The organism is Azorhizophilus paspali (assembly GCF_043587585.2).
Classification (GTDB): domain Bacteria; phylum Pseudomonadota; class Gammaproteobacteria; order Pseudomonadales; family Pseudomonadaceae; genus Azotobacter; species Azotobacter paspali.
Window position 1 is genome coordinate 2,579,498 of record NZ_CP171449.1, and the last position, 15,325, is coordinate 2,594,822.

The 15,325-nt window shown below is 60.5% G+C and carries 12 protein-coding genes; 7 read left to right on the forward strand and 5 right to left on the reverse strand.

Features of this window, described 5'->3' with window-relative positions; all coding sequences use genetic code 11:
- Positions 1 to 5 precede the first annotated feature (5 nt).
- The 4 genes from shc (at position 6) to hpnA (ending at position 6,665) form a co-directional block, all read left to right on the forward strand.
- Entirely contained in the window at positions 6 to 1,985 is a 1,980-nt protein-coding gene (shc, locus tag ACGI6K_RS12500) for a squalene--hopene cyclase (RefSeq protein ID WP_376946793.1), read from the forward strand.
- 29 nt (positions 1,986 to 2,014) lie between these two features.
- Positions 2,015 to 2,725, forward strand: a complete 711-nt coding sequence (locus tag ACGI6K_RS12505; RefSeq protein WP_376946791.1) for a phosphorylase family protein — start codon at positions 2,015 to 2,017, stop codon at positions 2,723 to 2,725.
- Between the two features lie 90 nt (positions 2,726 to 2,815).
- Positions 2,816 to 5,425: an MMPL family transporter gene (locus ACGI6K_RS12510; protein WP_376946789.1), complete on the forward strand. Its 2,610-nt coding sequence runs from the start codon at positions 2,816 to 2,818 to the stop codon at positions 5,423 to 5,425.
- Positions 5,426 to 5,642: 217 nt separating this feature from the next.
- Positions 5,643 to 6,665 (forward strand): hopanoid-associated sugar epimerase, encoded by a 1,023-nt coding sequence (gene hpnA, locus ACGI6K_RS12515; protein ID WP_376946787.1) that lies wholly within the window; start codon positions 5,643 to 5,645, stop codon positions 6,663 to 6,665.
- A gap of 5 nt (positions 6,666 to 6,670) precedes the next feature.
- Here hpnA and ACGI6K_RS12520 read toward each other — a convergent pair whose 3' ends face one another.
- From ACGI6K_RS12520 to hpnI, 5 genes are all read right to left on the reverse strand, one after another.
- Complete coding sequence (locus tag ACGI6K_RS12520; RefSeq protein ID WP_376946785.1) at positions 6,671 to 7,564, reverse strand: ferritin-like domain-containing protein; 894 nt, start codon at positions 7,562 to 7,564, stop codon at positions 6,671 to 6,673.
- Positions 7,565 to 7,612: 48 nt separating this feature from the next.
- Entirely contained in the window at positions 7,613 to 8,596 is a 984-nt protein-coding gene (locus ACGI6K_RS12525) for a flippase-like domain-containing protein (RefSeq protein ID WP_394542921.1), read from the reverse strand.
- Between the two features lie 14 nt (positions 8,597 to 8,610).
- Complete coding sequence (gene hpnK / locus ACGI6K_RS12530; protein ID WP_376946781.1) at positions 8,611 to 9,408, reverse strand: hopanoid biosynthesis-associated protein HpnK; 798 nt, start codon at positions 9,406 to 9,408, stop codon at positions 8,611 to 8,613.
- Between the two features lie 89 nt (positions 9,409 to 9,497).
- A complete protein-coding gene (gene hpnJ, locus ACGI6K_RS12535) occupies positions 9,498 to 10,925 on the reverse strand; it encodes a hopanoid biosynthesis associated radical SAM protein HpnJ (RefSeq protein ID WP_376946778.1) in 1,428 nt (475 codons plus the stop codon).
- 78 nt (positions 10,926 to 11,003) lie between these two features.
- Entirely contained in the window at positions 11,004 to 12,164 is a 1,161-nt protein-coding gene (hpnI, locus tag ACGI6K_RS12540) for a bacteriohopanetetrol glucosamine biosynthesis glycosyltransferase HpnI (protein WP_376946776.1), read from the reverse strand.
- Positions 12,165 to 12,338: 174 nt separating this feature from the next.
- On the opposite strand from hpnI, the gene idi reads away from it, so the two are divergent.
- The 3 genes from idi to ACGI6K_RS12555 all read left to right on the forward strand — a co-directional run bounded on the left by idi (position 12,339) and on the right by ACGI6K_RS12555 (position 15,281).
- Positions 12,339 to 12,929 (forward strand): isopentenyl-diphosphate Delta-isomerase, encoded by a 591-nt coding sequence (gene idi / locus ACGI6K_RS12545; protein WP_376946774.1) that lies wholly within the window; start codon positions 12,339 to 12,341, stop codon positions 12,927 to 12,929.
- 106 nt (positions 12,930 to 13,035) lie between these two features.
- Positions 13,036 to 14,169, forward strand: a complete 1,134-nt coding sequence (hpnH, locus tag ACGI6K_RS12550; RefSeq protein ID WP_376946772.1) for an adenosyl-hopene transferase HpnH — start codon at positions 13,036 to 13,038, stop codon at positions 14,167 to 14,169.
- A 5-nt stretch (positions 14,170 to 14,174) separates the two neighbouring features.
- On the forward strand, positions 14,175 to 15,281 hold the full coding sequence (locus ACGI6K_RS12555; RefSeq protein WP_376946770.1) for a glycosyltransferase: 1,107 nt from the start codon (positions 14,175 to 14,177) through the stop codon (positions 15,279 to 15,281).
- Positions 15,282 to 15,325 lie beyond the last annotated feature (44 nt).

Consider the following 15,325-nt stretch of genomic DNA (forward strand, 5'->3'; position numbering starts at 1 on the left):
GCCATATGGAACGTTCCTCTCTTCTTGTCCCTGCCAGTATCGATAGCCACTCTCGCGAACCCGAAACAACCGATCTGGACCAGGCCATCGCACGTGCGCGCGCAGCGCTACTGGGGCGGCAAGGTGCCGATGGGCACTGGTGTTTCGAGCTCGAATCCGACTGCACGATCACCGCTGAATACATTTTAATGATGCATTTCACGGATGAGATTGACGATGACCTGCAGGAAAGGATGGCGCGCTACTTGCGCGCTACCCAGGTCCAGGAGACTCATGGCGGCTGGCCGCAATACGTGGGAGGCGCGATCGACCTGTCGTGCACGGTCAAAGCCTATTATGCGCTCAAGGCCGCCGGCGACTCCCCCGAAGCGCCACATATGCGTCGGGCGCGCGAGGCGGTGCTGGCGCTTGGCGGCGCCGCCAAAAGCAACGTATTCACCCGCATCCTACTGGCGATGTTCGAGCAGGTCCCTTGGCGTGCCGTACCTTATCTGCCGGTCGAAATCATGCTGTTGCCGCGCTGGGCGCCAATCCATATCGAAAAGATGTCCTACTGGGCGCGGACCACCCTGGTGCCATTGACGATCCTCTGTTCGCTCAAGGCTCGGGCTGCCAACCCCAAGCAAGTGGATATCCGCGAGCTGTTCGTCACTGCGCCGGAGCAGGAGCGCCACTATTTCCTCCGTGGCGGCCTGCTGAACCGCATTTTCCTGGGACTGGACAAATTTGCTCGTACGCTTGATCGCTGGATGCCGAAATCGCTGCGTCAGCATGCCATCCGCAAGGCCGAGGCCTGGTTCTTGCCGCGCCTGAATGGCGAAGACGGCCTGGGTGCGATTTTCCCGCCGATGGTCAATTGCTACGAGGCGATGATTCTACTCGGCTACCCCAAGGATCATCCGGCCCGAAAGACCTGCCTGCACTCGATCCAGAAGCTGATCGTCCATCGTGACGACGGCTCGGCCTACTGCCAGCCTTGCGTTTCGCCGGTGTGGGATACCGCCTGGAGTGCCATGGCCCTGATCCACAGCGGTGACGATACGGTAACCCAGACGGCCATCGCACGGGCCGGCGACTGGCTCGTCCAGCGGCAGGAGCTCGATTGCAGGGGCGACTGGGAAGCGCAGGCCCCCCAAGCGGCTCCGGGCGGCTGGGCCTTCCAGTATGCCAACGGCTATTATCCGGACATCGACGACACGGCACTGGTAGCAGCTTTGTTGCACATATCGGACCGTCATCGCGGACAGCCCGGACAACATGCCTTCAACATTGATCGCGCCGTGGATTGGATGCTGGCCCTGCAGTCGAGCAATGGCGGCTTTGCCGCCTTCGATGCCGACAACACCCACTACTATCTCAATGCCATTCCCTTCGCAGACCACGGAGCTTTGCTCGACCCCCCGACCGAGGATGTCTCCGGCCGCGTGGCCGCCTGCCTCGGCATATTGAAGCGCGATCAAGACCGTGACCGCCTGCGCCGCTGCATCGACTACCTGCGCACGACTCAACAGCCCGACGGCAGTTGGTGGGGCCGCTGGGGCAGCAACTATATCTATGGCACCTGGAGCGCACTTTCCGGCCTTGCCTTGGCCGGCGAAGATCTCCGCCAACCCTACCTGCGCAAATCCGTCGACTGGCTACGCACGCGCCAACACCCCGATGGCGGCTGGGGCGAAACCAACGACAGCTACATCGACCCGCACCTGGCCGGTACCAACGCAGGAATCAGCACGCCACACTCGACGGCATGGGCAGTACTGGCCCAACTGGCCATGGGCGAAGTGGAGTCCGAATCGGTGAAACGCGGTATCGCTTTTCTGCTCGCCTGCCAGCAAACTGACGGACTCTGGTCCCATCCCTCGCACAACGCTCCCGGTTTTCCACGGGTTTACTACCTCAAGTATCACGGTTATGCCGCCTATTTCCCTCTATACGCGCTGGCCCGCTATCGGCATCTGTTGAATCGCTCCTGGGTGCAGCGGTGAGCTTGTACTCGGCTGGCATCGTGGTCGCCTTGAAAGTCGAGGCCCAAGCATTGACGGCAAAGTCCGTACGGCCCGAATGTCTGATACCCCTGGCCGGCGACTGCGCCCTGTGGTTGAGCGGCATGGGGCCGGAAGCCGCGTGGAAGGCGGCGCAAGCCCTGGCCGACGCAGGCGCTAAAGGCCTGGCGACATTCGGTGTCGCCGGTGCCCTGGATGCCGGTCTGCGCAGCGGCACGCTGCTCTGCCCGCATGGCGTACTCGATGGAGACGGCCGCAATTACATGACAGACCCCGTCTGGTGCGGCCGACTACAAAAACGGCTGGCATCGGCGGGACTGCCAGTCGTTTCTGGCATCACCCTGCTCAGCTCGTGCAGAACGCTTTCCACCCCGAAGGCAAAGATGGCGGCGCACAGCCGCTATGCCGCAGCAGCAGTGGATATGGAAAGCGCTGCGGTGGCTGCGGTGGCTGCGGATCGCAACCTGCCGTTCGCCACGCTTCGCGCCATTGTCGACGAGCGCGACGATGCACTCCCCGAAGCGCTGCAAGCCGCCATCGACCCTTGGGGCCGGCCGCAGTTGCCACGGTTGATCGCCACCCTGGCGCGCCGGCCGTGGCTGCTGAGTCGCCTGCCGAGGCTTTCCTCGTGCATGGACAAAGCGGTACGTGCGCTGCGCGCAGCAGCAAAAGCCGCTCCCGACCTGGAAGCGCCAGCCGCCTTGCAACGCAAGAAGACATGATAGAATCCGCCGCTGAATTCCGGATGCCTGGCGCAACCTTCGCTCCGCTTGTACAGGTAGTACCGGAGCCCACGCAGTAATAAGGTTGTTATGACTAGGATAGCGCGGCAATGCCTCGTATGGCTGGTGGACTCCAGCGGCCGTCACCCCTTCGTAGTCCTGATGCTAGCGGCGCTGTTGGCAGCGGTCAGCTTGGTGGGAGCATCCACCCACCTCAGTATCGACACCGATTCGGATCACCTGTTTTCCGAACGTCTGCAATGGCGCCAACAGAGCTTGGAGTTCGCCAGCCAGTTTCCGCAGTTCAGCAATACGCTCATTGCCGTGGTGCGTGCGCCGACGGCGGAGGAGGCGCGCGAAACCGCACTCGAGCTGGCCGATGCACTGGCGGCCGACCGGCGCCACGTACGCTCGGTGTCCACGCCAGGCATCAATTCTTTCCTCGATCGAGAGGGATTGCTGCTGCTGCCGCCCGACGAATTGTACGAGGTCATCGACAGCATGACGCAGGCCGGGCAGTTGCTCGAGCCGCTGGTCACCGACCCGTCTGCCCGCGGCCTACTCAAGGGCCTGGATATGATGGTCGAAGCCGTTCGCTACGGCATGGGTGACTATCTTTCGGCCTACGATGCCGCGCTCGGCAACATAGCAAGGTCTTTGGACGATGCCTTGAACGGCCACGCCTCGCCCTTGTCCTGGCAGGCGTTGCTGACTCCCCAGTTGATCGGCCATAACGGCGGTCTGGAGCTCGTGCTGATCAACCCGGTGCTCGACCACGATGCCCTCGAGCCGGGTCAGTCGGCTACCCAGGCGATGCTGAAGATCGCCGCCGACCTGCCGGATGTGAAAGCCGGCCGTGCCCGCGTGAACTACACCGGCTCGGTACCGCTATCGGACGAGGAATTCCGTTCGCTGACCGACCGTGCCGCCCCCATCGCCATCGGCGGCGCCGTCTTGGTGGTTTTCTGGCTGGTGTTGGCCCTACGCTCTTGGCGGCTGATTCTGCCGGTGGTGCTCACCTTGGTGTTGGGGCTGCTCTACACACTGGGTTTCGCCGCCTTCGCGGTCGGCCGCCTGAATCTGGTCTCGGTCGCCTTCGCCGTACTGTTCGTTGGTCTCGCGGTCGACTTCGGCATCCAGTTCGGGGTACGCCTGCATGCCCTGCAAAGCGGTGACCGCGATTTCGCCGATATCCTGCATCAAACGGGCACCCAGGTGGGAGGCCAGATCGGTCTGGCCGCGCTGGCGACCGCTTTGGGCTTCCTGGCTTTCGCGCCAACCCATTTCAGCGGCATGGCCGAGTTGGGCATCATCGCCGGAGTCGGCATGCTGATAGCCCTGCTTTGCACCTTGACGCTACTGCCGGCACTGCTGGGCCTGCTTGCGCGCGGGGCACAGCATTCGGAGCTCGCCCTGCCGGGTGGAGCTGCCGCCGACAACTGGTTGGCGCGTCGCTGCATGCCGGTACTGGCGGCCTTCACTCTACTGGCCATGGCCGGTCTGTGGAGTGCGATCAATTTACCCTTCGATGCCAATCCGCTGCATACCAAGCGCCCCGACACCGAAGCCATGCAGACCCTGAGTTCGCTGATGGGCGATCCGAACACCAACCCTTTCACCCTGAACGTCCTGGTTCCCGATCTCGCCAGCGCACGTACTCTCGGGGCACGGCTGGGTACGCTGCCAGAAGTGGCCCAGGTGGTTTCCGGCGCCGACTTCGTTCCCGAGAATCAAGCCGATAAGCTCGACCAGATCCAGCAGGCTATGGACTTGATGTACTCGGTGCTGAGCTCCCCTGAGGCGAAGCCGGCGCCCACGGCCGCCGACTTGCGCGCGGCGGCGCATGATTCGAGCATGGCGATCGCTGGCGTCGCGGATGCACTGCCGCCGAGTGCGCCGCTGCTACGTATCGGCGAGCTGCTGGGCCGGCTGGCACAGGCCCCGGACCCTATCCTGCTAACCGCTAATCAGGCACTGTCGCGTTTCCTGCCAGAAACCTTCGAGCGACTGAAGAACTCGCTTTCCGCCGGGCACATCACCCCGCAAAGCCTGCCGGACGAAGTCAGGCGCGACTGGTTCAGCGTCGATGGCCAGGTACGGATACAATTGACACCGAGCGATGAGGCGCAACATACCGCCGGTCTTCGCCGCTTCGTCCAAGCAGTCCATTCGATCGCACCGCAAGCCGTGGGCTCGGCATTCGATACCGTCAAGTCAGCCGATACCATCTTGCAGGCTTTCCAGCAGGCGGCTGTCTACGCCACGTTGACCATCGCCATGGTGCTGATAGCAGTGTTGCGGCGGGGGCTCGACACCGCTCTGGTAATGGCGACATTGCTGATGTCGGCCTTGCTGACTGCACTACTGGCACGCCTGCTCGGCATTTCGATCAACTTCGCCAATATCATCGCATTGCCACTGCTGTTGGGCGTGGGCGTGTCCTTCAACGTCTATTTCGTCATGAACTGGCGCAGCGGGATACGCCAATTCCTGGGCTCGCCCACTGCGCGTGCAATCCTGTTTTCGGCACTGACTACCGGTACAGCCTTTGGCAGCTTGGCGATAGCGCGCCATCCAGGTACGGCCAGCATGGGCCTGCTCTTGCTGCTGAGCCTGTCCGCCGTACTGTTATCGACCTTCGTATTCCTGCCCGCCTTGTTATACAGGCTTTCCCGATCCGAACCAGCCAAGGCCGATTGATATGAAGTACCCATCGACTGACTGCAAAAGCGTTTCTCGAAACGAGTATTCAATGGGCACCAATACCACATCCTATCGGTCAGTGGCACGGAACGGAGAAGTAAGGCTCCCAAGCAAATCGATACGCCAGCTTCAATTGGCGCAACGTCGCGAAGGGCTGGTACAAGCGCTTCGACAGGTAACCGAAGAGACATCCCATGCATACTGACTCCGGCCGGTGCCCATCGGCACCCGAATCAAAGATTATTCTGATGGTAATGCCGTGAAGATATTAGTAACCGGAGCCACTGGTTTTGTTGGTTCGGCCGTGGTGCGTCGTCTCCTGCGCGATGATCATCATGTGCGCGTGTTGGTGCGAGCCAGCTCGGATCGTCGCAATCTGCAAGATTTAAACGTGCAGGTCGTCGAAGGGGATCTCACCCAGGCGGCTTCATTGCAGCACGCTTGCGATGGCTGCGATGCCCTGTTCCACGTGGCAGCCGATTACAGGCTGTGGGCGCCATTTCCCGAACAACTCTACCGTACCAACGTCGAGGGCACGCGCGTCATACTCGAGGCAGCCAAGTCGGCAGGCGTACCACGTATTGTCTATACCAGCAGCGTCGCTACCCTTGGCATCTCCAAGGACGGCGGTCCTGGCGACGAGAACACGGCTGTGACAGAGCGTGACATGATCGGACACTACAAGCGCTCCAAGTTTCTCGCCGAGTCGCTGGTCAGGGAGTTCGCCACCGAGGGCCTGCCAGTGGTGATCGTCAATCCTTCGACCCCGATCGGGCCGCGCGACATCAAACCCACCCCCACTGGCCGGATCGTGCGCGATGCCATTGCCGGTCGCCTGCCCGCCTATGTCGACACCGGTCTCAATATCGTGCATGTGGACGATGTAGCCGAAGGACACTGGCTAGCGTTCCAGCACGGTGTCGTAGGCGAGCGCTACATTCTGGGCGGGCAGAATCTCACCTTGCGCGAGATGCTCGCCGAGATCGCCGACATTGCCGGACTCGCACCGCCCCGCTGGAGACTGCCGCACGCAGCGGTCATGCCCATAGCCCATCTTGCGGAGGTTTGGGCACGCCTGAACGGAACCCAGCCGATCGCGACGGTGGAAGAGGTACGCATGTCCAAGAAATACATGTTCTTCTCCAGCGCCAAAGCCGAACGCGAACTCGGCTATACACCGGGGCCCGTTCGTCTGGCGATGGAGGATGCAGTGATGTGGTTCAGACAGCACCGCTAGGACTATCAGCGCATGAACCGCCGTACCAAGCGTGCCATACGCGGCATGAAGGTGGGACGCAGCAGACGCTTGTCATAGCCTGCCGCACGGCGCTCATCCTCGGCCAGGCACAGATCGAGCAGTTCGGACAATTTGAGATCCAGGCCGATCTGCTGGGAACCGGTGAGAGCAAAATTGGCATCCTGCATCTCGCCATTGTGATCCAGCCCCCTGGCAATGCCGATGCGCTCCCAGATCAGGAAGGTCCATACGCGCACGACCTTAAGCTCGAAAGCCAGCCGCTTCCACCAAGGCAATTGGCGGCGGTACCAAGCGATCCAGTTAGCGAAAAAAAGAATATGCCGAGTCTCTTCCTGCATCACCGGCTCGAAGGTTTCCACCAGTTCGTCCGGAAAGTAGCCCGTTCTCCTGGCCGCCTCGAATAAACCGAAGCCGAAGAAACTGTCGACGCACTCGCTGTAGCCGGTGACCAACCAGCCCCATTCGGGGTCCTTGGGCATCTGGTAAGCCGGCTCCGGCGCCAGGGAAATGCCGTAGAACTCGACCAGTTTGCTAAGTACCACCTTGTGGCGTGCCTCTTCGCCGCCATCCATGACCAGCGCTTCACGCAACAACGGATCGTTGATCAATGCGGTATAAGCCGACACCCGCAGTTGAGCTCGCCCCTCGGTCTGGACAGCGATGTCCCAGATCGGCAGCGAAGTGACACGCTGCAAGGCCTCGGGATCCAACTTTGGCCATACGATCACTGCGGGTTTGTAAGGGTTGTGGGTGTCCAGCAACATACGGCAGAAAAGCCGCTTGTGCGCCTCGGAACCAATCTCGATTTGGCCGGGCTCCTCGCTCAGCCAGTGGCGCATGGCGTAATCGGCATCAACCGTTGAGGCATCGCTCGACATTAGAATTTCTCTCCTATTTATCACTTGTATTAACGGTCGGGCGCATCGTCACGGGTGCTTGGACAGGTTATTGCCTTTTCCCCTGGCACGTAACTGACGCATTTCAGCCCACTGCCAGGCAAGCAGGGCCGGCACGCCGAACCCCACTTCGCGCACGCGCTTGACCAGCGACAGCGCGATGCTGACGTCGGCCGGCACCCCGATCAGGCTGCCGAACAGGACCAGGCCACCCTCTTGTACGCCCAGTCCGGCCGGCACGATAAAAATGATGTGACGCAAGGCCTGGGTCACCGCTTCGATGGCGATGGCATCCCAGACACTGATCGAATACCCCAACATCTCCAAAGCCAGCCACGTCTCGAAGCTGCCCACCAAGAAACCGGCAAGCTGCCAGGCCCCGGCAACAACGAGCCGCGACGGGCGGGCGGAGAGTGCACGGATCTCCTGGTCGAGACTCTTGCCGTTGATCAGTTCGGTCAGTCGCAAGCGTCCCCCCAGAAGCTTTTCGGCTACGGTTTCCAGACGCGAGAACAACTGTCCATGGTGCAACAGCATGAACAGGCCGATCGGCAACGGCAGACTGGCCAGCAGGGCCCCCAGCAGCGAACCAAGAGTGCCGACGTGATGGGTCAATGCAATCATCAGCACGATGCCTAGCGCGGTGAAGAGGTACTGATTGACCAGCGTCAGCATCACCTCGATGACGATGCTGGCGGTGGCCGCCGCACCATCGACTCCATACCACTTGGCCATCCGGATACCGACGATCTCACCGCCGATATTGGCCACCGGCAGCAGACGGTTGCAGGCCTCGCGAACGGCTCCAATCCAGAACAAAACAAGTACGCCGGCACGCCGCTGTGGATCGCGCGGAGCCAGTAATACACGCCAACCGATCACATCCAGCAGCAACGGTAACGCATGGAAGGGAAGTAGCCACAACAGGCCCCAACCGGCATGGTCGAGTGCTGAGAGGATGGCGTCCCCGTCCTGGTGCACCACCAAGGCAATCACCGCGATCAGGCCGAGCAAGCCGGCAATGTACGTCATGTTGCTGCAGCCGCCGGATCACAGAAGCCACTGCACAGCCGGTAGCGTCCGACAATAGCACTACGCACGCGTGGCGACAGCAGAGCAGCCAACTCGTCGGAATGGCGATAGCTGGCCATGCTGGCCGTCAATCCGTCACGGACGGCTGGGTGCAGGTACAGCTCCGAAAGACCGTCCGGCAATTGACTCAGCATCTCCAGCAGTACCCCCTCGTCCATGCGGCCACTGTGATGGAGGCCGAAAACATGGTCGTTATAAACAATCCCGGCCCGATCCAAGCGCCGGCGCATCAAGCTCAACCAAGGGCGGAGCCACAGCCCCATGCCCGGTTCGGCAGGCAGCCGCACGGCGCGCAGGCCGAAATCTTGGCCGATGGAAAGCAGCAACGACAAAATGGTCGGGTGCAGATGGAAATGCTTGTGCGCATTGACGTGATCCAAGGTCAAACCAGTCGCAGCGAAAACCTCGAATTGGGCACGAATCTCGGCGGCCAGTTGGCGCCGCACGCTGGGCAAGAAAAAGAAACGGAAGCCGTTGCGCACCATGGCACTGTTAAACCAGCCTTGGGCGTCCACCAGGTCGGGGATAAGCGCAGGCGGCAGCACGGCCTTGCCGTCGGCCAGAACCAGATGCAAACCGACGGCAAGCCCCGGCATACGCCGGGCACGCTCGACAGCGTCGCCCACGGCGGACGCCGCTACCATCAGGCTGGCCGCTCGAAGTACCCCTTCACGGTAAGCCCGCTCGACAGCCTCGTTGATTGATTCATGCAGGCCATAGTCGTCTGCGGTCACAATCAGGCGAGGTCGTGGCGCGCCAGCCGAGTCAAAAGCATCGAAAGCCGAGCGCTGCGCACACGATGGGGGCCGGACAAGCATTGCACTCAGGCCTCATGAGCATGCAGGAAGCGGAAAAACTCCACGCCCTCGCGTAGACGGCGCTTCGTCATTTCCCAACTGCCTAGCATTTCCTTGACGATCTCCCAGATTTTCGAGGGGCGAAAATAGAAGTTCCGGTAGAAAGTCTCCACACCGTGATAGATCTCTTCCTTGGACAGGTGCGGATAGCTGATCAGTGCCAGTTGCACTCCCTTGTCATTGACCAAGTTGGCGTCCTGATTAGTCTCTAGCCAACCATTTTCCACAGCCTGCCTGTACAACGTGGTACCGGGATAGGGAGCCGCCAGCGATACCTGCACCGTGTGCGGATTTATCTCCTTGGCAAACTCGATGGTCTTAGCGATGGTTTCCTTGGTCTCCCCCGGCAGGCCGAGGATGAAGGTACCGTGTACCTGAATGCCTAGCTTGTGGCAATTTTCGGTGAACTTGCGGGCGATATCGGTACGCAGGCCCTTCTTGATGTTGTGCAGGATCTGGTCGTCGCCGGACTCGTAGCCCACCAGCAACAGGCGTAGGCCATTTTCCTTCATGATCTTCAGCGATTCGTAGGGTACGTTGGCCTTGGCGTTGCAACTCCAAGTCCAGCCCAGGGCATGCAGGCCACGGGCGATGTCGTGTACACGCTCCAAGTTGGAAGTATCGGTGAAGGTATCGTCGTCGAACATCAACTCCTTCACTTCGGGCATGTTCTCCTTGATCCACTTCGCCTCAGCGATCACGCTGGCGGCCGAGCGGACACGGTAACGATGACCGCCGACAGTCTGTGGCCACAAGCAGAAGGTGCACTTGGAGCGGCAGCCACGACCGGTATAAATGGATACGTAAGGATGCTTGAGATAGCCGATGAAATAGCGGTCGATCTTCAGGTCGCGCTTGTAGACGGGCGCCACGAAGGGCAATTCGTCCATATTCTCGATCGGCGCCCGTGGCGGATTGTGCCGCACGTCGCCATCGGCGAGTCTGTAGCTAACGCCGGCAACCTCCTCTAGGGAACGGCCCTCGGCGATTTCCTTGCAGGTGTAATCGAATTCCTCGCGCGCCACGAAGTCGATCGCCGTCGATGCGCGCAGCGAGTCGGCCGGATCGACCGCGACCTTGGCGCCGACCATGCCGATCAGAACCTCGGGGCGGCGCGCCTTCAGCAATTCGGCGAACTTGGCATCGGTTGGGAAAGAAGGCGTGCTGGTATGGATGATCACCAGCTCGTATTCGGCGGCAATCCTCAGGGACTCCTCGACCGAAAGCTCCTCTACCGGAGCGTCCAGCAGACGCGAACCGGGCACCAAGGCGGCCGGCTGAGCCAACCAGGTCGGATACCAGAAACTCTTGATTTCGCGCTTAGCCTGATAACGCGAACCGGCACCGCCATCGAAACCATCAAAGGATGGAGCCTGCAGAAAAAGCGTCTTCATAGAAACTCTTAGCTCTAACAGCCATAAAAGGCCGAGATTTGCCGATCTGTCCGCCAGTACACCAAGGCAGTGGGCAGTCTAAAGATAACGCATGGGCCCATCCTTGCACGCATGCAAAACCCGACCACGCCACTCCACTCGCCAACTGGTCAGGGCCATGGCCCACTCCAACAACAGCAGCAGGTCACGAAACGGAGTCAGCAGGACCTCGTACCAGGACACGGATGAACACCTGACTTTCCGGCCGAAGAAAAAACGAGCGACGCGCGCGCCACCCGCTACCGCGACGAGCCAGGCATTCAACATCGAAGGGTTCAGCACCAGGCCGAGCAGGGATACCGGCCAAGTGAAACAGACGAAGCTCAGCGCAAAACCAGTTGGCGCGACCGCGCGAATCGTGCGCAACCAGCGCAACTCATGCGTCCACAGCTCGATCAAACGGGTTTCGCTCACTTCGGTACCGACCAGCAGATCCGACAGCACAGTGCGCAACCCAGCCCGCCGGGTCAGTTCCCCCAACCAGAAATCGTCAGCCAGAGTATCACGCAAGACCTCGAAGCCACCAATAGCTTGCAACACCTCGCGGCGCAACGCGATGGTCGAACCGAAGGCGAAACGGGTGGAGCCGAAAACATGCGATAAGCGGACCGAGGGCGCAAACCAATCGTCGATGAACAGAGCGCCCAGGCGCGACCAGAAGCTTTCCTGCGGCACGCCGTAGTAAAGACAGGTGACGATACCCACGCCAGGATCTGCCAGCGGCGCCGTCACTCGCACCAGGTAATCCACCGGCACGCTGATGTCGCTGTCGGCCAACACCAGCCAGTCATGACGGGCCAACGGCAGCATGTTCAGCAAGTTGCTGACTTTCAAGTTGGCGCCGTGTACACGCGGATCGATGACCAGACCGATATCCAGGTGAGGGAACTCCGCGCGCAATCTGTGCACCACGGCGATAGCGTGGTCATCGGGCTCACGTACGCCGAATATCAACTGGTAGTTCGGATGGGTCTGGCGACAGAAGTCGCGCAAATTCTCGTACAACCGCGGCTCCGCGCCGTGTAGGGGCTTGAGAACGCTGACCGGCCGAGTACGATCGGCAGCACCGAACGCAGGGGCCGGGTCGCGAATTCCTCTGAGCGCAGCGCCTAAGGTAACGACGGCGTAGCCGGCAGTGACGACTGCCAGTCCGGTCCCCAGCCAGGACAGGAGGGTGCTGACAAAATGATAGGTCGGCATAGGAGGAGCCTGACGATAACGGCCGCAGTGAACGATAGCGAGCTAAGTCTGCGCAAAAAGCCTGCCGATGTCATCCTGCACGGCTTCGTAGCGAACACTCATCGATGGTAGCATCATGAAGATTTGGAGGTTCTGCGCTATAATGCCAAAGTTCGATCCGTTGAGGAGATTGGTTTGATTAATGAAGAACAAGGCTCTTGCCAATGGCGTCAGTTGAGAAACGAAGTTTCCTTTAATGACGAGCCACTGGTACTGGTCGACGCGTATGATCGGGAGATTGGCTTTCTCGACAAGGCATCCGCGCACCAGGGGCAGGGTTTGCTGCATCGGGCCTTTTCATTGTTTGTGTTCAATCGTCGAGGCGAATTGCTGCTGCAGCAACGCGCAGCCGGCAAGCGCCTGTGGCCCGGCTTCTGGTCCAATACTTGCTGTAGCCACCCGCGCCGTGGCGAGACGCTGGACGAAGCTGTCGAGCGGCGTCTCAATGAGGAACTAAGCATGCAGTGCAAACTGCAGTTTCTGTTCAAGTTCGAATATCAGGCACAATTCGATGCCGAAGGCGCCGAGCACGAGTTATGCTCGGTCTATGCCGGACGCAGCGACGAGGCCCCCAGCCTCAACCTCAGCGAGGTTTCGGCACTGCGCTACATTTCTCCGGAAGCGTTGGATGCGGAAATGGCGGAGCACCCACAAAGGTTCACGCCCTGGTTCAAGATCGAATGGGAACGTCTGCGCCGAGAATACACCGAAGTATTCGCCTTCTGACCTCAAGCGTTTCGATGCGCTCATCCTGTTCCGCATGCGACAGCGATCAGGGTTGAATACAGGCGCATACGCTCGTGCATGATAGTCCGATATCACGGAGACCCCATTGGGCATTCCTTTCATTCAACAGATCAAGATCGCGCGCTATATCCTTGGCAAGAAGCTGAGCGGTCAACACCGCTATCCGTTGGCGATGATGCTGGAGCCCCTGTTCCAGTGCAATCTTGCCTGCGCCGGCTGTGGCAAGATCGACCATCCCAAGGATGTCTTGCGCAAGCGCATGAGCGTCGAGGACGCTTTGCGCGCGGTGGACGAATGTGACGCGCCGGTGGTTTCCATCCCTGGGGGCGAGCCCCTGATTCACGAGGAAATGCCGCAGATCGTACAGGGCATCGTCGCACGCAAGAAATTCGTCTATCTATGCACCAATGCCATTCTGCTGCCCAAGCACATCGACGAATACGAACCCTCGCCCTACTTCACCTGGTCGATTCATTTGGATGGCTTGCAGAAGCGCCACGATGAGTCGGTATGCATGAAGGGTGTATTCGACAAAGCTGTCGCTGCGATAAAGCTGGCGCTTGCGCGCGGCTACCGGGTGACCATCAACTGCACTCTGTTCAATGGGGAACCGCCGGCTGAAATCGCCGACTTCTTCGACTACGCCATGTCTCTGGGCATCGAGGGCATCACCGTCTCCCCAGGCTACAGCTACCAGCACGCACCGCGTCAAGACGTATTTCTCGGTCGCACCGAGAGCAAGGAGCTGTTCCGCGAGGTGTTCAAGCGCGGCAAGGAGCGCAAGAGTCGCTGGGTATTCAATCAGTCATCGATGTTTCTCGATTTTCTGGCCGGCAACCAGAGTTACCAGTGCTCCCCGTGGTCCAACCCGACTTACAGCATTTTCGGCTGGCAGAAACCCTGCTATCTGCTGGTCGATGAGGGATATGCACCGACCTATAAGGCGCTGATGGAAGACACCTGCTGGGAACAATACGGCGTCGGCATCAACCCCAAATGCGACAACTGCATGGCCCACTGCGGCTTCGAAGGCAGCGCCGTCAATGACACCTTTGCACACCCACTCGCGGCCATGCGGGTAGCCATGTTCGGGCCTCGTACCGACAGCGTGATGGCCCCGAATCTGCCGGTTCGGTACGGCAGTCGCACCGATGCTGCCCCTGCACGCATCCCGGTCCACGCCATCCAGCCCTCTGGCGCCGACATGAATGAAGGCTGACGCGAATGCTCACCGTATTGTTTGCCGCCCTCCCCTTCATGATCTGGGTGGGATTGTTGCTGGCTCCTTGGCGGCCATGGAGCACCCGCGAACGGCTCGAGGTCGACTCGTCGCCCATGTCAGTAGCCGATCTCAGCGGGATCACCGTACTGATTCCGGCACGCAACGAAGCCGAGACGATCGGCACCATCCTGGCCGCTCTGCAAAAGCAGGGAAACGGGTTGCAGGTGGTAGTCGTGGACGATCAATCCAGTGACGCCACAGCGAGTATCGCCACCGCCTTCCCCCATACCCGCGTTGTAGGCGGCCGCCCCTTGCCTGAGGGCTGGGCTGGCAAGCTGTGGGCGCTGGAACAGGGAAAGTCGCAGGTGCACACGGCGATGACGCTTTTGCTCGATGCCGACATCCAGCTTCTCCCCGGCCTGCTGCCGGCATTGCTGGAGTTCAAGCAACGTGAAGGCCTGCATTTCGTCTCGTTGATGGCGGACTTGCGCCGCACCAGCTTTTGGGATTGCCTGCTGCTGCCGACGTTCGTCTATTACTTCAAGCTGCTTTACCCGTTTGCCCTGTCCAATTCGCGCAACAGGTATGTCGCTGCGGCAGCAGGCGGTTGTGTGCTGGTGGATACTGAAGTCTTGCGGCATATAGGTGCCTTTGCCAGTCTGCGCAACGCCCTGATCGATGACTGTACCCTGGCGAGACAGGTCAAGCAGGCCGGTTACCGTACCTGGCTGGGCCTGAGCCGTGGCGCGGTGAGCCTGCGCCCTTACAGCACCTTGGTATCTATCCACGACATGGTGGCGCGCTCGGCCTTCACTCAACTCGGCTATTCCGCATGGTTGCTGCTGGCCGTGACAGTCCTCTTCATCGTCGCCTATGGCGGGCCGTTCGTCCTGCTGGGTCTGTCGCTCACCCGACCTTGGGCGCTGGCAGCCTGGACGGCTATGACGCTGAGCTACCTGCCGATCTTGCGCTATTACCGCATGTCCCCGCTCTGGGCCTTGCTATTGCCCCTTAGCGCAGCGTTCTATCTTGGCATGACCTGGAGTTCGGCCATCCGTTATTGGCGCGGCGTGCGTTCACGCTGGAAAGGACGAGTCTACAGTCATTGACAAACTTATCACCCGCCCCGGCTCTGCTAGTGTCGCGGCGATTT